This is a genomic window from Terrabacter lapilli (assembly GCF_039531305.1).
Lineage (GTDB): Bacteria > Actinomycetota > Actinomycetes > Actinomycetales > Dermatophilaceae > Terrabacter > Terrabacter lapilli.
The window spans coordinates 227,356-249,514 of sequence record NZ_BAAAPU010000003.1 but is presented as its reverse complement, the minus strand read 5'-3'; the positions used below and the strand labels follow the sequence as shown (position 1 = coordinate 249,514).

23 protein-coding genes are annotated in these 22,159 nt (G+C 71.8%); 9 read left to right on the top strand and 14 right to left on the bottom strand.

Annotation, left to right across the window (positions count from 1 at the left end; genetic code table 11):
* Nucleotides 1-89 precede the first annotated feature (89 nt).
* Nucleotides 90-524 (top strand): methylmalonyl-CoA epimerase, encoded by a 435-nt coding sequence (gene mce, locus ABD241_RS02520; protein WP_142221078.1) that lies wholly within the window; start codon nt 90-92, stop codon nt 522-524.
* On the opposite strand, the gene ABD241_RS02515 is transcribed toward mce, so the two are convergent.
* A complete protein-coding gene (locus tag ABD241_RS02515; protein WP_344058105.1) occupies nt 504-1,754 on the bottom strand; it encodes a glycoside hydrolase family 15 protein in 1,251 nt (416 codons plus the stop codon). The two genes, mce and ABD241_RS02515, sit on opposite strands and share 21 nt — an antisense overlap.
* 108 nt (nt 1,755-1,862) lie before the next feature.
* On the opposite strand from ABD241_RS02515, the gene ABD241_RS02510 reads away from it, so the two are divergent.
* Complete coding sequence (locus tag ABD241_RS02510; RefSeq protein WP_344058102.1) at nt 1,863-2,678, top strand: polysaccharide deacetylase family protein; 816 nt, start codon at nt 1,863-1,865, stop codon at nt 2,676-2,678.
* On the opposite strand, the gene ABD241_RS02505 is transcribed toward ABD241_RS02510, so the two are convergent.
* Nucleotides 2,606-3,259: a DUF998 domain-containing protein gene (locus ABD241_RS02505; protein WP_344058100.1), complete on the bottom strand. Its 654-nt coding sequence runs from the start codon at nt 3,257-3,259 to the stop codon at nt 2,606-2,608. The two genes, ABD241_RS02510 and ABD241_RS02505, sit on opposite strands and share 73 nt — an antisense overlap.
* A gap of 197 nt (nt 3,260-3,456) precedes the next feature.
* Between ABD241_RS02505 and ccrA the strand changes: the two genes are divergently transcribed.
* From ccrA to ABD241_RS02490, 3 genes are all read left to right on the top strand, one after another.
* Nucleotides 3,457-4,797, top strand: coding sequence for a crotonyl-CoA carboxylase/reductase (gene ccrA / locus ABD241_RS02500; RefSeq protein WP_344058098.1), 1,341 nt, complete (start codon nt 3,457-3,459; stop codon nt 4,795-4,797).
* A gap of 61 nt (nt 4,798-4,858) precedes the next feature.
* Entirely contained in the window at nt 4,859-6,283 is a 1,425-nt protein-coding gene (locus ABD241_RS02495) for an AI-2E family transporter (RefSeq protein WP_344058096.1), read from the top strand.
* A gap of 64 nt (nt 6,284-6,347) precedes the next feature.
* Complete coding sequence (locus ABD241_RS02490) at nt 6,348-6,854, top strand: DinB family protein (protein WP_344058095.1); 507 nt, start codon at nt 6,348-6,350, stop codon at nt 6,852-6,854.
* On the opposite strand, the gene ABD241_RS02485 is transcribed toward ABD241_RS02490, so the two are convergent.
* Nucleotides 6,851-7,765, bottom strand: coding sequence for an NAD(P)-dependent oxidoreductase (locus ABD241_RS02485; RefSeq protein WP_344058093.1), 915 nt, complete (start codon nt 7,763-7,765; stop codon nt 6,851-6,853). The genes ABD241_RS02490 and ABD241_RS02485 overlap by 4 nt on opposite strands.
* A 109-nt stretch (nt 7,766-7,874) precedes the next feature.
* On the opposite strand from ABD241_RS02485, the gene ABD241_RS02480 reads away from it, so the two are divergent.
* Complete coding sequence (locus ABD241_RS02480) at nt 7,875-8,453, top strand: TetR/AcrR family transcriptional regulator (protein WP_344058091.1); 579 nt, start codon at nt 7,875-7,877, stop codon at nt 8,451-8,453.
* 18 nt (nt 8,454-8,471) lie between these two features.
* Here ABD241_RS02480 and ABD241_RS02475 read toward each other — a convergent pair whose 3' ends face one another.
* Together ABD241_RS02475 and ABD241_RS02470 are read right to left on the bottom strand one after the other, a co-directional pair.
* Nucleotides 8,472-8,780 carry a hypothetical protein gene (locus ABD241_RS02475; protein ID WP_142184488.1) on the bottom strand — a complete coding sequence of 103 codons (309 nt, stop codon included), beginning with the start codon at nt 8,778-8,780 and terminating at the stop codon, nt 8,472-8,474.
* Between the two features lie 16 nt (nt 8,781-8,796).
* Nucleotides 8,797-10,575 carry a 3-hydroxyacyl-CoA dehydrogenase family protein gene (locus ABD241_RS02470; RefSeq protein WP_344058089.1) on the bottom strand — a complete coding sequence of 593 codons (1,779 nt, stop codon included), beginning with the start codon at nt 10,573-10,575 and terminating at the stop codon, nt 8,797-8,799.
* Between the two features lie 85 nt (nt 10,576-10,660).
* Here ABD241_RS02470 and nucS point away from each other — a divergent pair, with 85 nt between their 5' ends.
* Nucleotides 10,661-11,356 carry an endonuclease NucS gene (gene nucS / locus ABD241_RS02465; RefSeq protein WP_344058087.1) on the top strand — a complete coding sequence of 232 codons (696 nt, stop codon included), beginning with the start codon at nt 10,661-10,663 and terminating at the stop codon, nt 11,354-11,356.
* A 66-nt stretch (nt 11,357-11,422) separates the two neighbouring features.
* On the opposite strand, the gene ABD241_RS02460 is transcribed toward nucS, so the two are convergent.
* From ABD241_RS02460 to murA, 4 genes are all read right to left on the bottom strand, one after another.
* Complete coding sequence (locus ABD241_RS02460) at nt 11,423-11,770, bottom strand: hypothetical protein (RefSeq protein WP_344058085.1); 348 nt, start codon at nt 11,768-11,770, stop codon at nt 11,423-11,425.
* A gap of 20 nt (nt 11,771-11,790) precedes the next feature.
* Entirely contained in the window at nt 11,791-13,809 is a 2,019-nt protein-coding gene (locus ABD241_RS02455; RefSeq protein WP_344059490.1) for a protein meaA, read from the bottom strand.
* A 103-nt stretch (nt 13,810-13,912) separates the two neighbouring features.
* Nucleotides 13,913-14,308, bottom strand: coding sequence for an STAS domain-containing protein (locus tag ABD241_RS02450; protein WP_344058083.1), 396 nt, complete (start codon nt 14,306-14,308; stop codon nt 13,913-13,915).
* A gap of 153 nt (nt 14,309-14,461) precedes the next feature.
* Nucleotides 14,462-15,748: a UDP-N-acetylglucosamine 1-carboxyvinyltransferase gene (gene murA, locus ABD241_RS02445; RefSeq protein WP_344058081.1), complete on the bottom strand. Its 1,287-nt coding sequence runs from the start codon at nt 15,746-15,748 to the stop codon at nt 14,462-14,464.
* 113 nt (nt 15,749-15,861) lie between these two features.
* Here murA and ABD241_RS02440 point away from each other — a divergent pair, with 113 nt between their 5' ends.
* Nucleotides 15,862-16,506: a cob(I)yrinic acid a,c-diamide adenosyltransferase gene (locus tag ABD241_RS02440; protein ID WP_344058079.1), complete on the top strand. Its 645-nt coding sequence runs from the start codon at nt 15,862-15,864 to the stop codon at nt 16,504-16,506.
* A gap of 29 nt (nt 16,507-16,535) precedes the next feature.
* On the opposite strand, the gene ABD241_RS02435 is transcribed toward ABD241_RS02440, so the two are convergent.
* Both ABD241_RS02435 and ABD241_RS02430 read right to left on the bottom strand, forming a co-directional pair.
* Nucleotides 16,536-16,973, bottom strand: a complete 438-nt coding sequence (locus tag ABD241_RS02435; RefSeq protein ID WP_142184502.1) for a DUF2550 family protein — start codon at nt 16,971-16,973, stop codon at nt 16,536-16,538.
* Between the two features lie 8 nt (nt 16,974-16,981).
* Complete coding sequence (locus ABD241_RS02430) at nt 16,982-17,257, bottom strand: F0F1 ATP synthase subunit epsilon (RefSeq protein WP_030194945.1); 276 nt, start codon at nt 17,255-17,257, stop codon at nt 16,982-16,984.
* Between the two features lie 116 nt (nt 17,258-17,373).
* Here ABD241_RS02430 and ABD241_RS02425 point away from each other — a divergent pair, with 116 nt between their 5' ends.
* Nucleotides 17,374-17,811: a DUF6918 family protein gene (locus ABD241_RS02425; RefSeq protein WP_344058075.1), complete on the top strand. Its 438-nt coding sequence runs from the start codon at nt 17,374-17,376 to the stop codon at nt 17,809-17,811.
* A 76-nt stretch (nt 17,812-17,887) separates the two neighbouring features.
* Here ABD241_RS02425 and ABD241_RS02420 read toward each other — a convergent pair whose 3' ends face one another.
* The 3 genes from ABD241_RS02420 to ABD241_RS02410 form a co-directional block, all read right to left on the bottom strand.
* The gene (locus ABD241_RS02420) at nt 17,888-19,459 is read right to left on the bottom strand and encodes an NAD(P)/FAD-dependent oxidoreductase (protein ID WP_344058073.1); all 1,572 of its coding nucleotides are present in this window, start codon (nt 19,457-19,459) and stop codon (nt 17,888-17,890) included.
* A gap of 189 nt (nt 19,460-19,648) precedes the next feature.
* A complete protein-coding gene (gene atpD / locus ABD241_RS02415; RefSeq protein WP_344058071.1) occupies nt 19,649-21,109 on the bottom strand; it encodes a F0F1 ATP synthase subunit beta in 1,461 nt (486 codons plus the stop codon).
* 27 nt (nt 21,110-21,136) lie between these two features.
* On the bottom strand, nt 21,137-22,075 hold the full coding sequence (locus tag ABD241_RS02410; protein WP_344058069.1) for a F0F1 ATP synthase subunit gamma: 939 nt from the start codon (nt 22,073-22,075) through the stop codon (nt 21,137-21,139).
* Between the last annotated feature and the right edge of the window lie 84 nt (nt 22,076-22,159).

Below are 22,159 nucleotides of genomic sequence, written 5' to 3'. Positions count from 1 at the left end.
ACGCGCCGTCGCGGACGCCCCTGCCAGCGAGACCTACCGCACACGGCATACGCCGTCCGTATGCCGTGTGGTGGCAATACGTTGGCGCCATGACGGATGCGCTCTTCACCCACATCGACCACGTCGGCATCGCCGTGCCCGACCTCGACGCCGCCATCTCCTTCTACGAGGAGAAGTACGGCATGACGATGCTCCACCAGGAGACCAACGAGGAGCAGGGCGTCCGCGAGGCCATGATGGGCGTCGGCGAGTCCGGCTCGTGCATCCAGCTGCTCGCGCCGCTGTCACCCGAGTCGACCATCGCGAAGTTCCTCGACCGCAGCGGCCCCGGCATCCAGCAGCTCGCCTACCGCGTCGCGGACATCGACGCGGTGTGCGCGACCCTCCGCGAGCGCGGGCTGCGCCTGCTCTACGAGACCCCGAAGCGGGGGACGAGCGACAGCCGGGTCAACTTCATCCACCCGAAGGACGCCGGCGGGGTCCTCGTCGAGCTCGTCGAGCCGTCAGCGCACGCCGGCCACTGAGGACGCCACCCCGGCCCGGTGGGTGGCGAGCTCGCCCTCGGTGAGCACCACGAGGGCGGCGGTCCACGCGAGCGGCGCCGGACCGGCCGGTCTGCCGTCGGGGAGCACCTTCTCCGGAAGGCTCCCCCACGACGTGCAGTGGTGCTCCAGCCAGGCCATCCACCGTTCCGCGAGCGGCGCGTGGCCCGACGCCGCTGCGGTGTAGGCGACGAGGGCCGTCTCCGGCGTCCAGGAGACCCCGTCCTGCTTCCACTCGGCGCCGGGAGCGAGACCGCCCGCGCCGCGCAGGGCCAGGACCGGGTAGCGCTCCCACGCCCGCTCGGCCGCGGCGTCGTCGAGGACGGCGAAGGGCGGCATGAGCATGGCGACGCCTGCGTCGAGTCCGCCGGTGCTCCCGTGCCGCTGGTAGTCCGGTCCGAACCGTGAGCGGATCAGGGCGCGGAGGCGCCCAGCCGCGCGCCCGGCGGCCACGGCTCGCGGCGCGTCCCGCTCGGCGGCATACGTTCGCGCGGCGGCCTCGAGCCCGGCAGCCAGGGGCGCCGCCGTGCCGAGGGTGACCCGGCGCTCGGGCACCTCCCAGTAGTCCGGCGACACCTCGGGCAGGCGTGCGCCTGCGCCCGTCTGGGCCAGGACGAACGCGACGGACCGGTCGCGCAGGCCACGCAGCCCGGCCGGTAGGACGCCGTCCGGCCGGGTCACGCGCAGCCGGTCGAGCGACCACAGCACCCAGCCGGCGCCGTCGCTCTGGCGGGGACGGTCGTCGGGCGGCCCGGACCCGTCCAGCCGGTAGCGCGCCTCGAAGCCGCCGTCAGGGCGCTGGACGCGGGCGAGGAAGCCGAGCACCCGGAGCGCGTCGTCGGGGTGGCCCGTCTCGGCGTACGCGGCGGCCACGAACGCCGAGTCGCGCGGCCACGCGTACGCCCACGGGCCGTCCGGTCCGGCAGCGACGGCACCGTTGGGCCGGGTCAGGGCGTGCAGGTCCAGCAGGGCCTGGGACACCACACCGGCTCGCGCGCCCTCCGCCGGCACGTCCCCGTAGGCCAGCCAGACGGCCTCGGCGGGCGGGTCCAGGAGCCGGCCGCCGAGGGAGGAGGGGGCCAGCGCCCACGTCGAGCGCCACGCGGGGCCGTTGCGCAGGACGGGCGGAGGCTCGTCGTGCGCCAGCATCGGGACGAGGCCGAGGGCGGCCGCGGTGACCGCCGCCAGCACGCCAATCAGGGCACGACGCACGGTGACCTCCCCTCGCCCTCCGTCGAACGGGCGCCAGTGTGGCACGCACGGGGCCGGGTTCGCCGGGGATCCGCCCCGCTCGTGTCCCTGGTCGTAGCATCGCCTCCCATGGAGGTCACTCGCCGTCAGGCGCTCACGGCGGTCGCGGGCGCCGCGGTCGGGGCCGCTGGAGCCGTCGGTGCGGTGCGGCTCACCGAGCACCTCGACGAGGGCACTCCCCTCCCCTTCTACGGCAGCCCGGTGAGCGCGGTGCGCCCGGACCGTTCCCCGCCGTCGGCAGGCGCGGCGACGGTCGTCTGGGGCGGGCCCGGTGACCAGCGCCGGGTCGCCCTGACCTTCGACGACGGCCCCCACCCGCAGTGGACGCCGCGGGTGCTCGCCGCACTCGAGGCGGAGGACGTGCCCGCCACCTTCTTCTGCCTGGGGCGCAACGTGCGCGACCACGGGAGCCTGCACCGCGACAGCGTCGGGCGCCACGAGCTGGCCAACCACACCTTCGACCACCCCGACCTCGGCCGCCACGACTGGGCGAGCTGCCGCGACCAGGTCGCCCGGACCAGCCGGCTGATGGGGCAGGCGTACGGCGCCGCACCCACCCTCTTCCGGCCGCCCTACGGCCACCTCGGCGGGGCTGCGGTGCTCGCGGCGGCCGAGCTGGGCCTGACGACCGTCATGTGGTCGGCCCAGGCCCGTGAGGACCTGGCGACCGGGCACCCCGACCGGATCGTCGACGACATCGCCTCGCAGGTCCGCCCCGGTTCCATCGTGCTCGCGCACGACACGGGGTCGGACGACCGGCTCGTCACCATCGACCGGCTGCGCGCGATCATCAGCCGCCTGCGCTCCGACGGCTACACGTTCGCCACGGTCTCCGACCTGCTGGCGCCCAGCAGGGCCAGCGCCACGACGCCGAGCCACACGTAGGCGGGCCAGAGCGCCGCACGCTCGAGGGCACCCACCCATGTCGGGCCGCCGAGGCGCGCACCGAACGCGGCCGCGGCGGTGAGGGTCACCGCCGCGATGACCCCTCCTGAGATCCAGACACCGGACGGCACGACGACCGACCTCCGCAGCGCCCCCGCGGTGGCCAGGACGGCGAGCGGCTGGAGGACGAAGACGGGCAGGGCTGCGACGACGTGCCATCCCGGCTGCTCGTCGACGGGCGCGAGGCCGACGGCGGCAGCCGCGAGCCCCGAGGCCGCCCAGAGCCAGACTGCGACTGCTCCCCACGTCCCCCCTCTTAGCGTCGGTCGAAGGAGCGCGGCACCGCCCGCACGCAGCAGGCCGAAGGCGACGAACGCGGCGTTGATCAGCCCGTGGCCGGGCGAGCAGACCTCGAGGACCGAGCCGGCGTGGCCGGGCGAGCAGGCTGCCATGCCGAGGGCACTGACCGTGTCGTCGCGCAGGGAGTATGCCGCGGAGGCCCCGGCCGCCACGAGCAGCTCGACGAGAACGTACGCCGGCTGCACCAGCCAGCACGCGAGCCCCGCCATCAGTCGTCGCACGCGCCGACCGTACTCGGCAGCCTCGCCGCCCCACGCCATCCGCGCCGCCGGCGCCGCCGGCGCCGGCGGGGAACCCGTGACCCAGGTCACCTGTGGTGGCCGTCTCAGAAGCGGCTACCGGCGAGTCACCTCTCGCTACGTTCGCAGGCAAGGCACGGTTTCAGACCATCAATGACGCTGCGACGTAAGGACCTTCAATGCAGGCCATCCGCGACGCCATCCTCTCCGGCGACCGCACGCAGGAGACCTACGCGAACCTCGAGATCCCCGCGACCTACCGCGGGGCGACCGTCCACAAGGACGAGGTCGACATGTTCGAGGGACTCGCCACCCGGGACAAGGACCCCCGCAAGTCCCTGCACATCGACGAGGTCCCGGTGCCCGAGCTGGCCCCGGGCGAGGCGCTCGTCGCCGTCATGGCCAGCGCCATCAACTACAACACCGTGTGGACCTCGATCTTCGAGCCCGTCTCGACCTTCGGGTTCCTCGAGCGCTACGGCCGGATGTCGGAGTTCGCCAAGCGGCACGACCTGCCCTACCACGTCGTCGGATCGGACCTCGCCGGCGTCATCCTGCGCACCGGCCCCGGCGTCACGAAGTGGAAGCCGGGCACCGAGGTCGTCGCCCACTGCCTCTCGGTCGAGCTCGAGGACGCCGAGGGCCACGACGACACGATGATGGACCCGCAGCAGCGCATCTGGGGCTTCGAGACGAACTTCGGCGGCCTCGCCGAGCTCGCCATCGTCAAGGCCAACCAGCTGATGCCCAAGCCGGCGCACCTGACGTGGGAGGAAGCGGCCTCCCCCGGCCTCGTCAACTCCACCGCCTACCGCCAGCTCATCTCGAAGCACGGCGCCGCGATGAAGCTCGGTGACCGGGTCCTCATCTGGGGCGCCTCCGGGGGCCTCGGCTCCTACGCCACGCAGATGGCCCTGGCGGGCGGCGCGACCCCGATCTGCGTCGTCTCCTCGCCCGAGAAGGCCGCGATCTGCCGCGCCATGGGCGCCGAGCTGATCATCGACCGCAACGCCGAGAACTACCGGTTCTGGAACGACGAGGGCACGGCCCAGGACCCCCGGGAGTGGAAGCGCCTCGGCAAGCGGATCCGCGAGCTCACCGGCGGCTACGACGTCGACATCGTCTTCGAGCACCCCGGCCGGGAGACCTTCGGCGCGAGCGTGTACGTGGCCCGCAAGGGCGGCACCATCGTCACGTGTGCCTCGACGTCGGGCTACATGCACGAGTACGACAACCGCTACCTCTGGATGAACCTCAAGCGCATCGTCAGCTCGCACTTCGCGAACTACCGCGAGGCGTGGGAGGCCAACGAGCTGATCAACCGCGGCCTGATCCACCCGACCCTCAGCAAGACGTACACCCTCGACGAGGTTGGTCAGGCGGCCCTCGACGTCCACCAGAACGCCCACCAGGGCAAGGTCGGCGTGCTCACCCTGTCGCCCGAGGCGGGTCTCGGCGTGAGCGACCCCGAGAAGCGCGCCGGCTTCGAGAAGGCGATCAACCGCTTCTGCAACCAGTAGCCGGATGCCGTTCGGACGCGTCGTGGGTCGGCCCCACGGGCGCTGACGTAGGCTCACGCCCGTGAGCATCTGGGGACGTTGGACGCGCTACCGCCGCGCCCAGCGCGCGAGGATGGACGAGTTCCGGGCCCGCGACCTCGGCTTCGACCGGCAGGCCCGGGCGGCTGCATACCGGGAGTCCGTGGACGGCTCACGCGGGGCAGCCGACGGCGCGCCACCCGGGCGGGCCGACGGCGTCTCCGAGGCGGCCTCCCCCGGGTCCTCGGACCTCGGCACCCTGGTGGCCACACTCCCGCTCGGGGTCGGTGAGTCGCCGGACGGCGCGTCCGACGGGGACCAGGTGCCCGAGGCTGCCCCCTCGGACGGCGGGGCCGACGGAGAGACGGGCACGTCGGACGGCAGGCGGGCGAAGGGTCAGCGGCGCGACTTCGGGCCGAGCGGGACGCCCTTCAACCGGCAGTCCCCCTTCTACGTCGGCTTCGTCGGCGCCGTCGGCGTCCTCACCGCGTATGCCGTCGTGCAGGCGGTCGGCCGCCTCGGCACCGTCATCACGCTGCTCGTGGTCTCGTTCTTCCTGACGCTGGCCCTCAACCCGCTCGTCGAGGCCCTCACCCGCCGCAGGGTCCGTCGCGGCTGGGCCGTCACCATCGTCTTCCTCGGCGTGCTCGCGCTCTTCACGCTCGTCGGCTGGCTCGTCATCCCGCCGGTGCTCCAGCAGGGCACGGAGCTGACGACGAACGCGCCACGGATGTTCGACAACGTGCTGGCCAACCCGTGGGTTCAGGACGTCGACCATCGCTACCAGCTCGTCCAGCGCATCCAGGAGGAGGTCAACAAGCGGGTCGCCGACGGCAACCTCTGGGCCGGGGTGTTCGGTGGCGTGCTCGACGCCGGCAAGGTGATCGCCTCCGGGGTCTTCAGCGTCCTGACGGTCCTGGTGCTGACGCTCTACTTCCTCGCGTCGCTGCCGGCGGTCAAGCAGGCGGCCTACGCCGTCGTGCCGGCCAGCCGGCGCCCGCGCACCGTCTCGCTCGCCGAGGAGGTCATGCGGCGGGTCGGGTCGTACGCGATCGGCCAGGTCGCCGTGGCCGGCATCAACGCCTTCTGCGCGTGGATCATGATGACGCTGATCGGGCTGAAGTTCGCGGCGGTGCTCGCCGTGGCCGTCGGCTTCCTCGGCCTGATCCCGATGGTCGGCGCGACGCTGGGGGCCTCGGTCGTGGCGATCGTCGCGTTCTTCGACGAGCCCAAGAAGGCGCTCATCGTCATCATCTACTTCATCGTCTACCAGCAGATCGAGAACTACGCCGTCATGCCGCGGATCATGCAGCGCACGGTGGCGGTGCCGGGAGCGGTGACGGTCGTCGCCGCCCTGGCCGGCGGAGCCCTCCTCGGGATCCTGGGGGCGCTGCTCGCCATCCCGTTCGCGGCGGGGGCGCTGCTGCTCTACGAGGAGGTCCTGGTGCCGCGGCAGCGGCGACACTAGGACCGCCGCTGGGGACAGCGGAATGCGCGAGCGGGGCGCGGCTCGGCATGGCAGGCTCGGCGCCATGACGCAGCCGCCGACGCTCGCCGAGGACGTGTTCCAGCAACCGGTCCGGGTCCAGTTCGAGGTCTTCCTCGACGAGCACCGTGCCGGCATCCGCAGCGCCCTCGACGGCCTGAGCGAGGAGGAGGCCAGGCGCTCTCTCGTGCCGTCGGCCACGACCCTGCTCGGGCTGGTGAAGCACGCGACGTTCGTCGAGAAGGTGTGGTTCGACGAGGCCGTCACGTGCCGCTCGCGGGCCGAGATCGGCATCCCGGCGACGCCGCACGAGTCCTTCCTCCTGACCGAGGACGACACCGTCGCCTCGGTGCAGCAGGCCCACGAGCAGGCCTGCGAGGCCTCGCGCAGGGCGACGGCGCCACTCGGCCTGGACGACATCGTGCGCGGCAACCGCCGGGGCCCTCTCCCGCTGCGGTGGGTGTACCTGCACATGCTGCGCGAGCTGGCCCAGCACTGCGGGCACGCCGACATCCTGCGCGAGCAGGTCCTGGCGGCGCGCCCCCAGCCCTAGACCGCTCCGGCGACCGCCGACGTATGCCGGAGGGCGGCGATCCCATCGCGGACCTCCAGGGCGGTCACGACCGCCGCCATGTCGAGGGCGCCGGCTCCGGACTCCTCCGCCTCGCGGAAGAGCTCGCGGGTGGCGTCGAGAAGGGGGCTGGCCGCACCGGCGGACCGGGCTGCCTCGGCGACGAGCCGGGTGTTGAGGTGGACGTCGCGGATGGCGGCCTGCACCTCGAAGTCCCGCTCGACGAGCTTGGCCAGCTTCAGGGTCGACACGGCGCTGGCCATCGGCCCGGCGTCGAGGGCCTGCCGGAAGGCGTCCAGGTCCAGCTCGAGCGCGGTCGCGAGGTGGTAGGCCTCCGCCAGCCCGGCGACCATGGTGCAGAGGTAGAGGTTGACGGCCAGCTTCGTTCCGAGGGCAGCGGGGACTGGGCCGCAGCGCACGACGGTGCGGCAGGTCCCAGCGAGCAGTGGCGCGACCTCCTCCACGGCGTCGTCGGCACCCGCGAGCAGGCCCACCAGCTCACCGCGCTCGGCCGGGACGCGGGAGCCCGAGACCGGGGCCTCGACGTAGCGACCCCCTGCCGCCACGACGTCTCGCTCGAGGCCCGCGGAGAAGGCGGCCGACGTGGTGCCACAGGGCACCACGGTGCGCCCGGCCACCATGGTGGCGAACTCGGGCGTTCCCCGTCGCAGCACCTCGTCCACGGCGGCCTCGTGCGCCAGCATCAGCAGGACGACGTCGCTCTCGGCGAAGACGGCGGCGGGCGAGGGCAGCGGCCGCGCCCCGTCGCGCGCGAGGTGCTCCACGGCCTCGGGCGACCGGTTCCACACGGCCAGTGGGACTCCGGCTCGGAGCAGGTTGGACGCCATGGGCCGGCCCATGATGCCGAGGCCGATGAAGCCGACTCGGAGCACGGCTCCTCCTCCACTGGCTCGATCCGACTATGACGATCGTCATAGTGGCCCTCTCATCATGACACCTGTCATAGTTGAAGGGAAGCCATCACCGCGGCAGGAGGGCGACATGCCGGGACCGTCACGCGGACCTCGCGAGCGCATGGTCTACGAGACGGCGCAACAGCTCCGCCGCGCCGGTGTGACCGCGACCGGGCTGCGCCACGTGGTCGCCGAGGCCGATGCCCCGCGCGGCTCCCTTCAGCACTACTTCCCCGGCGGCAAGGACCAGCTCGTCGCCGAGGCCCTCCAGTGGTCCGGCGCCTGGGCGGCCCAGCGGGTCGGCGCGCACGTCTCGGGGATGCGCCGGCCCTCCCCCAGCCGGCTCTTCACGGCCCTGGTCGACGAGTGGTCGGCCGACCTGCGGGCGCGTGGCTTCGAGCGCGGGTGCCCCGTGGCGGGCGCCGTCGTCGACTGCGCCCAGGCCAACGAGACCGTCCGCCGGGCGGCCGCCGCCGCGCTCGAGACGTGGCGCACACCCATCACCGACGCCCTCGTCGCCATGGGCAGGACCAGGCGGCGGGCCGAGACGCTGTCGACCCTCATGCTCTGCGCGCTCGAGGGGGCCCTCGTGCTGGCCCGGGCCTCGCGTGACACCGCGCCGCTGCGCCTCGTGGCGCGCGAGCTCGCTCCCGTCCTCGACGCCTGACGGGGCGCGAGGCCCTCGTCAGCGGTAGGAGTTGCCGGGCGGCCGGGCGTCGCGGCGCTGCCAGCACCCTGAGTGCCAGTGCCGGCGGTCGCCGAGGCCACCGACCCCCTCGGCGGGCCAGACGACGACGTGCGGCGTGCCCGGCACGACGTCCTGCTGGCACCCGGGGCACAGGTACGCGCGGGTGGCGGACGCCCCGCTCACGCTGCGCACGGTCCACCGCGTGCCGGCATACGACTCCTCGCGGGTGCTGCCCCCCTGGATGCGCGTCACGTCGAGCGGGACGTGCTCGCGCGCGTGCTTGCTGGGGCGGCGGCGCGAGGGCATGGCTCCAGCGTAGGTGTCAGGCGTAGGTGCGGAAGCCGCGGCCCGTCTTGCGCCCGAGGTAGCCGGCCGTCACGAGGTGCTCGAGCAGCGGCGCCGGGGCGTAGCCGCGCTCGCGGAACTCGAGGTAGAGCTCGCGCTCGATGGCGAGCGACACGTCGAGCCCCACGACGTCGAGCAGCTCGAACGGGCCCATGGGCAGGCCACAGCCGGTCTTCATCGCGGTGTCGATGTCGTCGGCCGTCGAGTAGTTGGCCTCGAGCATCTTCACGGCGTCGTTGAGGTAGGGGAAGAGCAGCGCGTTGACGATGAAGCCGGCCCGGTCGCCACACGTCACCGGGTGCTTGCCGATGGTCCGGCACAGCTGCTGCACCGTGGCGACCACGTCGTCGCCCGTGGAGACCGTGTGCACGACCTCGACGAGCTTCATCACCTGGGCCGGGTTGAAGAAGTGCATCCCGATGACGTCCTGGGGACGCTTGGTGGCGGCGGCGCACTCGACGACGGGCAGCGAGCTCGTCGTCGTGGCGAGGATGGCCCCGGGGCGGCAGATCTCGTCGAGGTTCTCGAAGAGGGCGCGCTTGACGGTGAGGTCCTCCACGACGGCCTCGACCACGAGGTCGACCTCGGCGAGGTCCTCGAGCCGGACGCTGCCGCGCACGCGAGCCAGCGCCGCGTCGCGCTCCTCCTCGGTGGCCTTGCCGCGCTGGACGGCCTTCTCGAGGCTCTTGGCGAGCGCCGCCTTCACGGCCTCGACCCGCGCCTCGGTGCGGGCGACGAACGTCACCTCGAGCCCCGCCTTGGCGAAGACCTCGACCATGCCGGTCGCCATCGTCCCGGAGCCGACCACCCCGACCGCCTCCACGGGACGGGTGGGCCTCGTCGAGGCGGCCGCTCCCGACGGCGTCAGGGCGTCGTCGACGACCTGCGAGCTGCCGGGCTCGGCGTAGGTGTAGAAGCCCCGGCCGCTCTTGCGGCCCTTGAGCCCGGCGCTGACCATCTGCTTGATGATCGGGGTCGGGGCGTGCAGGCGGTCGCGGCCCTGCTTGTACATCGTGTCGAGGATCTCGTACGCCGTGTCGAGGCCGATGAGGTCCATCAGGGCGAGCGGGCCCATGGGGTAGCCGCAGCCGAGCTTCATGGCGGCGTCGATGTCCTCGCGCGTCGCGTACTTGCTCTCGTACATCGCGACGGCGTGGTTGAGGTAGCCGAAGAGCAGCGCGTTGGCGATGAAGCCGGCCTTGTCGCCGACGACGACCGGCTTCTTGCCGAGGCGCTCGGCTAGGGCCTTGACGTCCTCGAACGTCTCGTCGCTCGTGATGACGGTCTTGATGACCTCGACGAACTGGAGCACCGGCGCCGGGTTGAAGAAGTGCATGCCGACGACGCGCTTCGGGTTGATCGTGGCGACGGCGATCTCGGTGACCGGCAGCGAGCTCGTGTTGGTGGCGAGGATCGCGTCGTCGGAGACGATCGTGTCGAGCTTGGCGAAGATCTCCTTCTTGAGGTCGAGGTGCTCGGGCACGGCCTCGACGACGAGCTGGCACTCCTTGAGGTCGGCCATGTCGCTCGTGAACTGCACACGGGCGTGCAGGGCGTCCCGGTCCGGCTCGCTCAGCTTGCCGCGGGAGACCGCCCGGTCGGTCGAGTGCTGCAGGACGCCGCGGCCCTTCTCGACCGCCTGCTCGTCGACCTCGACCGCGACGACGTCGATGCCGTTGCGGGCGAAGACCTCGACGATGCCGGCACCCATGGTGCCGAGTCCGATGACGCCAACCTTGGTGAACTCACGAGCCATGGGTGCGAGTCTCGCAGAGCACGTGGGCAGCCCACACCCGCCCGGAGCGTGACGCTGCCCACGCGGCCTCCTCTAGGGTGGTCCGGTGCGTCTCGTCATAGCCCGCTGCAGCGTCGACTACGACGGTCGGCTGACCGCCCACCTGCCCCTCGCGACCCGGCTGCTCCTCGTCAAGGCCGACGGGTCCGTCCTCGTGCACAGCGACGGCGGCTCCTACAAGCCGCTGAACTGGATGTCCCCACCGTGCTCCATGGCCGAGGTCGAGCCCGACGAGGCACTGGGCGCCGACGGGGTGGTCGCGGTCTGGCGCGTGCAGCACGCCAAGAGCGAGGACCGCCTGACCGTCCACATCCACGAGGTGCTGCACGACTCGGCGCACGAGCTCGGCGTCGACCCGGGGCTCGTCAAGGACGGGGTCGAGGCGCACCTGCAGAAGCTGCTTGCCGAGCACATCCACACCCTCGGCCACGGCTGGTCTCTGGTGCGCCGCGAGTACATGACCGCGATCGGTCCGGTCGACATCCTCGCCAGGGACTCGTCGGGCACGAGCGTCGCGGTGGAGATCAAGCGCCGTGGCGAGATCGACGGCGTCGAGCAGCTGACCCGCTACCTCGAGCTGATGAACCGCGACCCGCACCTCGCGCCGGTCACCGGCGTCTTCGCCGCCCAGCAGATCAAGCCGCAGGCGCGCACGCTCGCGGAGGACCGCGGGATCCGCTGCGTCGTGCTCGACTACGACGCCCTCAAGGGCATCGACGACGCGGAGTCGCGCCTCTTCTGACCCTGCGCGCCCTCACCGGGCTCCCGACGCCGACCGAGGGCGTATGCCGTGTCGCCGGCAGGTGCCTCAGCGCAGTCCCTCGATCGGCTGGCGCGACACGCCGTCGGCGTCGACGAGGAGCATGACGGGCTCGCTCGCCTCGCCGCCGCGCACGACGACGACCGTCTCTCCGCGGTGGCGGTCGACGAGCTCCTCGAGCCCTGCCGACCCGTCGTGGAGCTCGCCGTGCCCGAGGTGCGAGGGCACCCCGAGGTCGTCGGCCAGGGACTCGACCGGGCCGGTGTCGGGGACGTCGTCGGCGGCGTACACCGCCTGGACCCGCTCGAGGTGGATCGCGGAGGCGAGCCACGCGACGTCGGTGAGTCCGGGCGGGTTCACGACGATGACGCGGGCCGCGCACTGCAGGTCGCTCATACCGGCGACGCTACCCCTGCTCAGGCGGGCGTGGCCTCCAGAACCGGGAGCCCGCGTGCTGCCCGGATCACACCGACCATCTCGGCCATGATGTCGTTGAGGCCGAAGTCCTTCGGGGTGAACACCATGGCGACGCCCGCGGCCCGGAGGGCGGCTGCGTCGGACTCGGGGATGATGCCGCCGACGATGACCGGCACGTCGCCGGCGCCTGCCTCGCGCAGGCCGCGCAGGACCTCGGGCACGAGCTCCATGTGCGAGCCGCTGAGGATCGAGAGGCCCACGAGGTGGACGTCCTCGGCCACCGCAGCGGCGACGATCTGCTCGGGGGTGAGGCGGATGCCCTGGTAGACGACCTCGAAGCCGGCGTCGCGCGCCCGCACGGCGACCTGCTCGGCGCCGTTGCTGTGGCCGTCGAGGCCCGGCTTGCCGACGAGGATGCGCAGCTTCTCGCCGAGCTCGTCACCGGTGCGCGCGACGAGGTCCCGCACTCGGGCGAGCGCGTCGCCGGGCTCGCTGGAGCCGACCCCCACCGAGCCGGAGACGCCGGTGGGGGCGCGGTACTCGCCGAACTGCTCGCGCAGGGCGGCGGCCCACTCCCCCGTCGTCACGTCGGCGCGCGCGCACTCGAGGGTGGCGGCCATGAGGTTGGTCGACGACGCGGCGTCGGCGCGCAGCCGCTCGAGCGCGGCAGCAGCCCTCGCTCGCCGCTCGGGGTCGGCGTCGCGACTCTCGCGCCACGCGCGCACGGCGTCGGACGCGTGGCTCTCGACGTCGTGGTCGACCGTCTGGATCGCGGTCTCGAGGTCGGCCGTCAGCGGGTTGGGCTCGGTCGTCTCGAAGCGGTTGAGCCCGACGACGACGGACTCCCCCGACTCGATCCGGCGCCGGCGCTCGGCGTGGGAGGCGACCAGGGCCGACTTCATGTAGCCCGACTCGACCGCGGCCACCGCACCGCCCAGCTCCTCGACGCGCGCCATCTCGGCCCGGGCTCCGGCCACGAGCTCGGCGACCTTGGCCTCGACGACGTGCGACCCCGTGAAGAGGTCGTCGTACTCGAGGAGGTCGGACTCGTAGGCGAGCACCTGCTGCATGCGCAGGCTCCACTGCTGGTCCCACGGTCGCGGCAGGCCGAGCGCCTCGTTCCACGCCGGCAGCTGGATGGCGCGGGCTCGCGCGTCCTTCGACAGCGTCACGCCGAGCATCTCGAGGACGATCCGCTGGACGTTGTTCTCCGGCTGGGCCTCGGTGAGGCCGAGGCTGTTGACCTGCACCCCGTAGCGGAAGCGTCGTGCCTTCGCGTCTGTGACGCCGTAGCGCTCCCGGGTCAGCTCGTCCCACAGCTGCACGAAGGCGCGCATCTTGCACAGCTCCTCGACGAACCGCACCCCGGCGTTGACGAAGAAGGAGATCCGCGCGACGACGCTCGCGAACTCCTCGGGCGGCACCTGGCCCGAGTCGCGCACGGCGTCGAGGACGGCGATCGCCGTCGACATCGCGTAGGCGATCTCCTGCACCGGCGTCGCCCCCGCCTCCTGCAGGTGGTAGCTGCAGATGTTGATCGGGTTCCACTTCGGGATCTCGCGCACCGTGTAGGCCACCAGGTCGGTGATGAGCCGCAGGGAGGGGCCGGGCGGGAAGACGTAGGTCCCGCGCGAGAGGTACTCCTTGATGATGTCGTTCTGCGTCGTGCCCGACAGGGCGTGCACCCACTGGGCGGGGTCCTCGCCGGCGGTCTCGGCCTGGCGCTCGGCGGCGACCTGGTAGAGCGCGAGCAGCCACATGGCCGTCGCGTTGATCGTCATCGACGTGTTCATCTCACGCAGCGGGATGCCCTCGAAGAGGGCCGTCATGTCGCCGACGTGGCTGATCGGGACGCCGACCTTGCCCACCTCGCCCCGCGACAGCGCGTGGTCGGGGTCGTATCCGGTCTGGGTCGGCAGGTCGAAGGCGACCGACAGGCCGGTCTGGCCCTTGGCGAGGTTGCGCCGGTAGAGCGCGTTGCTCGCAGCGGCGCTCGAGTGGCCGGCATACGTGCGCATGACCCACGGACGGTCGGGCGTCGCCCGTCGGGCGAGGGGCGGCGTGCTCTCCGTCGAAGACATGGCTCGACGGTAGCGGCGGGCCCGCGCGGCGAGGAGACGCTCAGGCGGTGAGAGGCGCCACAGTCACGCCCGGGCGGCCCCGGTGGGCCGAGCGATCGGAGTGGCCCGTGTGACCGGCGACGAGGATCCGGTCGAGCCGGCAGCCGCGCAGCAGCCGGGTCGTGCGGTCGCTCGCGTCGACGAGCAGCAGCCGCCGATCGGCACGCGTGGCGCGGCGGTGGAGGTGGACGAGGACGCCGAGCCCGGTCGCGTCGCCGATCTCGGCACCGCCCACGTGCAGGCGCAGCTCGCCCGGACCCTGGCTGATGACCGCATGGATGGCGTCACGGATGTCGGGAACCGTGTGGACGTCGAGCCGTCCCTCGATGACGACGTCGTGGCCGTCGGGCGCCTCGAGCACCCGGACCAGGCCGGTGCAGTGGGTGTTCAGCGTCATGTGGACCCCTTCCAAACGCTGTGACGACATTCATGATGACGTCTCGGCCAGCCGATTCGTTGTCCTCAGGAGTCAAGAACTGGTCAAGAAAATACGAACGTCGCGACATGGAGCGTCGCCCCGGTGCGAGCACCCCGGGGCAGCTCGGCCGGATCAGGCGAAGGGGGGTTCGTCCTCCGGCTCGCGGGTGACGTCCGCCCCCAGCGCGCGCAGCGCCTCCTCGAAGCGCGGGTAGCCGCGGTCGATGTGGTGGACGCCGCTGACGAGCGTCTCGCCGTCGGCCACGAGCCCCGCGAGGACGAGCGCGGCGCCGGAGCGGATGTCGCTGCTCTCGACCGGGGCACCGGAGAGCAGCTCGACCCCGTGGGTCATGACGTGGTGGCCGTCGATCTGCGCATCGGCCCCGAGGCGTGCGAGCTCCTGCACGGTGCGGAAGCGTGCCTCGAAGAGGTTCTCCGTCACCATCGCGGACCCGTCGGCAACGGCGTTGTAGGTCAGGGCGAAGGGCTGCAGGTCGGTCGGGAACCCCGGGTAGGGCAGGGTCGCCACGTCGAAGGCACGGGGCCGGCGCCCCAGGGCCGAGACGCAGAAGCCGCGCTCGGTCACCGTGACGTCGCAGCCGGCCTGCTCGAGCGCGCCGAGCGGCGCCCGCAGGTGGTCGGCGACGCCGCCGACCACCTCGATCTGGCCCCTGGTCGTGGCCGCGGCGAAGGCCCACGTGCCGGCAGCGATGCGGTCCGGGACGACGGCATGCCGCGTCGGGGCGAGGCTGTCGACCCCGTGGACCGTGATGCGCGAGGTGCCGGCGCCCTCCACCCGAGCCCCCATCGACTGGAGCATCTCGGCGATGTCGACGATCTCCGGCTCCCTGGCGACGTTGTCGATCGTCGTGGTGCCGCGCGCGAGCACCGCTGCGGTCAGGACGTTCTCCGTCGCCCCGACGCTCGGGAAGTCGAGGCGGATGTCGGCGCCCTGCAGGCCCTGGGGCGCCGTGGCCACGAGGTAGCCGTGCGTGACGTGGACCTCGGCGCCGAGCGCCTCCAGCCCGGCGGCGTGCAGGTCGAGACCCCGCGAGCCGATCGCGTCGCCCCCGGGAACGGCCACATCGGCCTCGCCGACGCGGGCCACCAGCGGGCCGAGCACGGAGATGGAGGCGCGCAGGGCGCGTACGAGCTCGTAGTCCGCACGGTGCCCGATGCGTTCCGGGACGTCGAGCACGACGACGCCGGCCTCGGGGTCGTAGTCGACGCCCACGCCGAGGCGACGCAGCAGCTCCGCCATGATCATCACGTCGGCGATCGCCGGGACGTTGGTCAGGGTCGTGCGCCCCACGGCGAGCAGCGCGACCGCCATGAGCTTCAGGGCGCTGTTCTTGGCACCGACGACGGTGGCCTGCCCGACGAGGTGCGCGCCGCCGACGACCCGGAATCGCTCTCTCACCCGAGAACCCTACCGGTGGCCCACCGCCACCCCCGGTCGACCACGGGTCGGCGCACGGGACGGCGCGCGGGACGGCGCGCGGGACGGTGACCATGGGGTGAGAGAGTGACCCCATGGTCAACCTGACGCGGATCTACACGCGAACCGGCGACGACGGTACGACGAGCCTCGGCGACTTCTCGAGGGTCAGCAAGAACGACGCCCGGCTGCACGCGTACGCCGACTCCAACGAGGCGAACGCGGCGATCGGCATCGCCGTCGCCTGCGGCGAGCTCCCCGAGGAGGTCGTGGCCACCCTCCGCCGCGTCCAGAACGAGCTCTTCGACGTGGGCGCCGACCTGTCGACGCCGCTGCGCCACTCCTACGACTACCCGCCGCTGCGGGTGGAGCAGCCGTGGGTCGACGACCTGGAGCGTGACTGCGACCACTACCTCGAGCAGGTCGAGAAGCTGCGCTCCTTCATCCTGCCCGGTGGCACCGCGGGGTCGGCGTACCTGCACCTGGCCACGACCATCGTGCGGCGGGCCGAGCGGTCCGCGTGGGCTGCCGTCGACCAGCACGGCACCGAACCGGCTCCGGAGGACACCGAGGCCCGCGGTGTCGGCGGCGTCAACGTGCTCACCGCGAAGTACCTCAACCGGCTCTCGGACCTGCTCTTCATCCTCGCGCGGATCGCCAACAAGCCGATCGGCGGGGACGTGCTGTGGCAGCCGGGTGGTGGACGCGTCGAGAAGCCGGAGCGCGCGAAGAAGCACTGACGCGGCCGGACGGCATACGCCGGGGCGCGTCAGGCGACGTTGACGTTGTAGCCGGGAGGCGAGGCCTCCTGCCACGACCGCAGCGCGGTGTAGGCAGGCCCCTGCAGCGCGAGCTCGAAGCGCTTGTCGCCGTCGGCGCACGGCACCCTGCTCGCCCCGGGCAGCAGCGGGATGGACTCGGGGCCCGACAGCAGCTCAGGGGCCTCGAGCAGGAGCCGCTGGCGCAGCCACCGGCCCTTCGGACGCAGGGAGACGCCCCCGAGCGTGTACCACTCGAGGGCGTTGTCGCCGAACCTGATGAGGCCGAGGCGCCAGCGGTCGGTGCCGGGCCGGCGCAGCCCGCACAGCGTGAGCGGCAGGCCCTTGGCGATGTAGCGGCGGCGCAGGTAGGTCGTCGCGAGGACGACCACCGCGACCACCAGCAGCGTGCCGATCACGATCTCGGAGGAGATGAGAGCGGACGGCACGCGGGGCCTCAGTTCGTCTGCAGCGACGAGGCGTCGACGTGCTCGGCGACGATCGTCACCACGTCGGAGTCGACCGAGAGGAAGCCGCCGTCGACCATCACGGTGCGGCGCTCGCCCTCGAGGGACTCGATGGCGACCTCGCCCTCGACGAGGACGCCGAGCAAGGGGGTGTGGCCGGGCAGGATGCCGAGCTCGCCGGAGATGGAACGGGCGCGTACGAACTTGGCCTCGCCCTCCCAGACCTTCCGGTCGGCGGCAACCATCTCAACCTTGAGCGAACTCACGTTTCCTCCGGATCGTGGGGGTGTGCTGCCGAGTTTAGTGCCTCTGGCAGGATGCTCCGAACGCGAGGGGGCACCGCCCGCCCGCGCCAGTCCCCATCCTCCACAGGAGCACCAAGATGAGCACAGCAGTGTCCGACGCCCTCCTCGAGCCGTCGCGCCGGCCCGTTGCCGTCGCGACCCTCACCGACGTCATCGACGCCGAGGTCGCTGACAAGTCCGGGTTCGGCGGCGCCGCCGTCAAGACCGGGTACGCCGCCGCCAAGCGGCTCGGCGGCGGCTTCGTCCAGAACGCCACCGACCGGCTGCTCCCCCAGTTCGCCTCGGCCCTCGACCCGTTCTGGGCCACCAAGGGCGAGCAGCCCTTCGGCAGCCACCTGGCCGCGCAGCCCGATGCAGTGGCCGACGCCCTCCTCGCGGTCACCGACGCCAAGGCGGCGAAGACCACGCACACCTCAGCCGCGAAGGTCTACGGCTCCCTGCGCGGCAAGGCGAAGGAGCACGTCGTGGCCGCCCTGCCGCGTCTCGGGGCAGCCGTGGAGCGCCTCGTGCGCTGACCGTCTGCGAGCACGTGAGCAGGTATGCCGCCGGGCCGGGTCACGCGAGCCCGCCCTGCGGCATACGTGGATCGTCTCAGTCGACGCGCGGCCGATCGGCAGGAGCGGGCAGGCCCGCGTCGGGAGCCGGGCCCTGGGCAGCCGGGGCAGGCACGCCCTGGGCCCGGGCAGCCGCCTGCACCCTTGCGTCGGGGCCTGGCTGCGTCGGGTCGACCGGCTGTGGGCCCCCGTCGCCGGACTGCCCGTGCGGCTGCTCCTCCTGCTGGTGGCTCGGCTGCTCGTGCGGTCGGTCCTTGGCCAGGCGCGGGAGCTCGGGGCTGAACTCCTCGCCGAGGTCGGAGATCGCCTGCCGGGCGAAGACCTGCTGCTCGGTCACGACGCGCTCGGAGCGCCCCCTGCCGATGAAGGTGACCACCCAGTGCAGCAGGGTGGTGATCCGGTGCTTGAAGCCGATGATGTAGACGAGGTGCACGGCCAGCCACAGCACCCAGGCGAAGAACCCGCTGAACTGCGCCTTGCCGACCGACGCGACGGCCGAGAACCGCGAGATCGTGGCCATCGAGCCCTTGTCGAAGTACTGGAACGGGCCCTTGGGCTCTCGGCCCTCGAGGCGCCGCACGATCTGGTCCGCGGCGTAGCGTCCGCCCTGGATGGCGACCTGGGCGACCCCGGGCAGGTGGTCGAGCGACATCATGTCGCCGACCACGAACACCTCGGGGTGGCCCGGCAGGGTCAGGTCCGGCTGGACCTCGACGCGACCGGCCCGGTCGAGCTGCGCCCCCGTCTGGTCGGCGAGCTGGCGCCCGAGCGGCGACGCGCTGACGCCGGCCGCCCACACCTTGCACACCGACTCGATGCGCTCGCGTCGGCCGTCCGGGTGCTCGACCTCGATGCCGGTGGAGTCGACGTCGACGACCTTGGCGTTGAGGCGCACCTCGACGCCCATGTCGGTCAGGCGCTTGACCGCCCGGTCACCGAGCTTCTCGCCGAACGAGCCCAGCACCGCGGGAGCGGCGTCGAGGAGGATGACGCGGGCCTTCGTCGGGTCGATGCGCCGGAAGTCCCGCCGCAGCGTGCGCTTCGCGAGCTCGGAGATCTGCCCCGCCATCTCCACACCCGTGGGGCCCGCACCGACGACGACGAACGTCATGAGCCGGTCGATCTCCTCCTGGGTCGACGCGAGCTCCGCGAGCTCGAACGAGCCGAAGATGCGGCCACGCAGCTCGAGGGCGTCGTCGATCGACTTCATGCCGGGAGCGTGCCGGGCGAACTGGTCGTTGCCGAACCACGACTGGCCGGCCCCGGCGGCGACGATGAGCGAGTCGTACGGCGTCACGGTCTCGCGGCCCACCGCGGTGTGCGTCACCGTGCGCGCCTCGAGGTCGATCTCGCTGACGTCGCCGAGCAGCACCTTGGCGTTCTCCTGCCGGTGGAGCACCTCACGCGTCGAGGGCGCGATCTCGCCCTCGGACAGGATGCCCGTGGCTACCTGGTAGAGCAGGGGCTGGAAGAGGTGGTGCGTCGTGCGGGCGATGAGGGTCACGTCGACGTCGGCGTGCTTCAGCCGCTGCGTGCTGAACAGGCCGCCGAAGCCCGATCCGATGACCACGACCCGGTGACGAGGTGCCTGCTGGGTGGAGGTGCTCACGATTCTCCTAGAGCTGGGATGGAGGTGTGCTTCCCGTCGGCGCTGACGTCCGTTACATCGGTGTCAACACTGTGAGGCGTACCCGCATGCCCGGAGGCGAGTCCCACTGCGGACCCGGGCCGCCCTACGACGAACGGGGAGGGCCCCAGAGGGCACCTCCCCGTCGTCGGGTGTGTCGAACCGCTCGGATCAGAGGTTCTTCTGGATCTCCGCCCACTGGCGCTCGACGTCGTCGAGGCCACCGCACATGAAGAAGGCCTGCTCGGCGACGTGGTCGTACTCGCCGTCGGCGATCTTCGTGAAGGCCTCGATGGTGTCGGCCAGCGGCACGGTCGAGCCCTCGATGCCGGTGAACTGCTTGGCGACGTAGGTGTTCTGCGACAGGAAGCGCTGGATGCGACGGGCCCGGTTGACGAGGATCTTGTCCTCTTCGGAGAGCTCGTCGATACCGAGGATCGCGATGATGTCCTGCAGCTCCTTGTTGCGCTGGAGGATCGAGCGGATGCGAACCGCGGTGCTGTAGTGCTCCTGCGTCACGTAGCGCGGGTCGAGGATTCGCGAGGTCGACGTGAGCGGGTCGACGGCCGGGTAGATACCCATCGACGCGATGTCACGCGAGAGCTCGGTCGTCGCGTCGAGGTGCGCGAACGTCGTGGCCGGGGCCGGGTCGGTGTAGTCGTCGGCCGGCACGTAGATCGCCTGCATCGAGGTGATCGAGTGACCACGCGTCGAGGTGATGCGCTCCTGGAGCGTGCCCATCTCGTCGGCGAGCGTGGGCTGGTAGCCCACGGCGGACGGCATACGGCCGAGGAGGGTCGAGACCTCGGAACCGGCCTGCGTGAAGCGGAAGATGTTGTCGATGAAGAGCAGGACGTCCTGCTTCTGCACGTCGCGGAAGTACTCCGCCATCGTCAGGGCCGACAGCGCGACGCGAAGACGCGTGCCCGGCGGCTCGTCCATCTGGCCGAAGACGAGGGCGGTCTGCCCGAGGACGCCGGCCTCCTCCATCTCGACCATGAGGTCGTTGCCCTCACGGGTGCGCTCGCCGACACCGGCGAACACCGACACACCACCGTGGTCGCGGGCGACACGGGCGATCATCTCCTGGATGAGCACCGTCTTGCCGACACCGGCACCACCGAAGAGGCCGATCTTGCCACCCTGGACGTAGGGGGTGAGCAGGTCGATGACCTTGATGCCCGTCTCGAACATCGTGGTCTTGGACTCGAGCTGGTCGAAGGCCGGAGCCTTGCGGTGGATGCCCCAGCGCTCCGTGACCTCGAGCTTCTGGCCCTCCTCGAGGTTGAGGCAGTCACCCGTGGCGTTGAAGACCTTGCCGAGGGTCACGTCGCCCACGGGGACGGTGATGGGGCCGCCGGTGTCCTGCACGGCCGAGCCGCGGACGAGGCCGTCGGTCGGCTGGAGCGAGATGGCGCGCACCATGTTGTCGCCGATGTGCTGGGCGACCTCGAGGTTGATGTTCTTCGTCTCGTCGCCGAGGGTCACCTGGGTCGTGAGCAGGTTGTACTGCTCGGGCATGGCGTCGACGGGGAACTCGACGTCGACGACGGGGCCGATGATCCGGGAGATGCGACCGACGCCGCCCGCGGCCGGGGCCGTCCAGGCGGTGTCGCTGACAGTTGCAGTCATGTTGGTCTGCTTCCTTACCTGTGGGCGTTACTTCTTGGCGTCGGCGAGGGCGTCTGCGCCGCCCACGATTTCGCTGATCTCTTGGGTGATGCCGGCCTGACGGGCCTGGTTGGCGAGGCGCTCGTACTTCTTGATGAGCTCGCCTGCGTTGTCGGTCGCGGACTTCATCGCGCGCTGGCGAGCCGCCAGCTCGGAGGCCGCCGAGCTGAGCAGGGCGGTGAAGATGCGGTTGCGGACGTACTTGGGCAGCAGCAGGTCCAGGACCTCGGCTGCGCTCGGCTCGAAGGAGTACTCGGGCGGGATCTGCCCCTCCTCGTAGTGCCGGACGCTGAGGTCCACGCTCTCGTCGTCGCGGGCCTCGTCGGCCTCGACGACCTCGAGGGGCAGCAGGCGCAGCACGTGGGGCTCCTGGCGCACCATCGAGCGGAAGCGCGTGAAGACGACGTGGATCTCGTCGTGGCCGCCCTGCTCGGTGTCCTTGAGGAAGTCCTCGGTGATGCGGTCGGCGATCTCCTTGGCGTTCTCGAACGTCGGGGCGTCGGAGAAGCCCGTCCACTCGGCCGCGTAGGGACGCTTGCGGAACTTGTAGTAGCTGACGGCCTTGCGACCGACCAGGTAGGGCACGACCTCCTTGCCCTCGGCGGTCAGGCGCGAGATGAGCTCCGCGCTCTCCTTGATCGCCGCGACGGAGTAGGCACCGGCAAGTCCGCGGTCCGCCGTGATGATGACGACGCCGGCCCGCTTGGCGGTCTCCTTCGCCGTCGTCAACGGGTGGTCCTCGTTCGTGTTGGTCGCCACCGCGGACACGGCGCGGGTCAGCGCGGTCGTGTACGGCATCGCCTCGGTGGCCCGCTGGCGGGCCTTGACGACGCGGGCGGCGGCGATCAGCTCCATCGCGTTGGTGATCTTCTTGATGGAGTTGACGGACTTGATGCGCTGGCGGTAGATCCGCATCTGCGCTCCCATGTGCTCCGCCTCTCTTGGTCTCTGGGTCTGCTGTGAGTCTGTGGTTGCCTGCGGGGTGGGCTCACGCCCGATCCCGTATGCCGC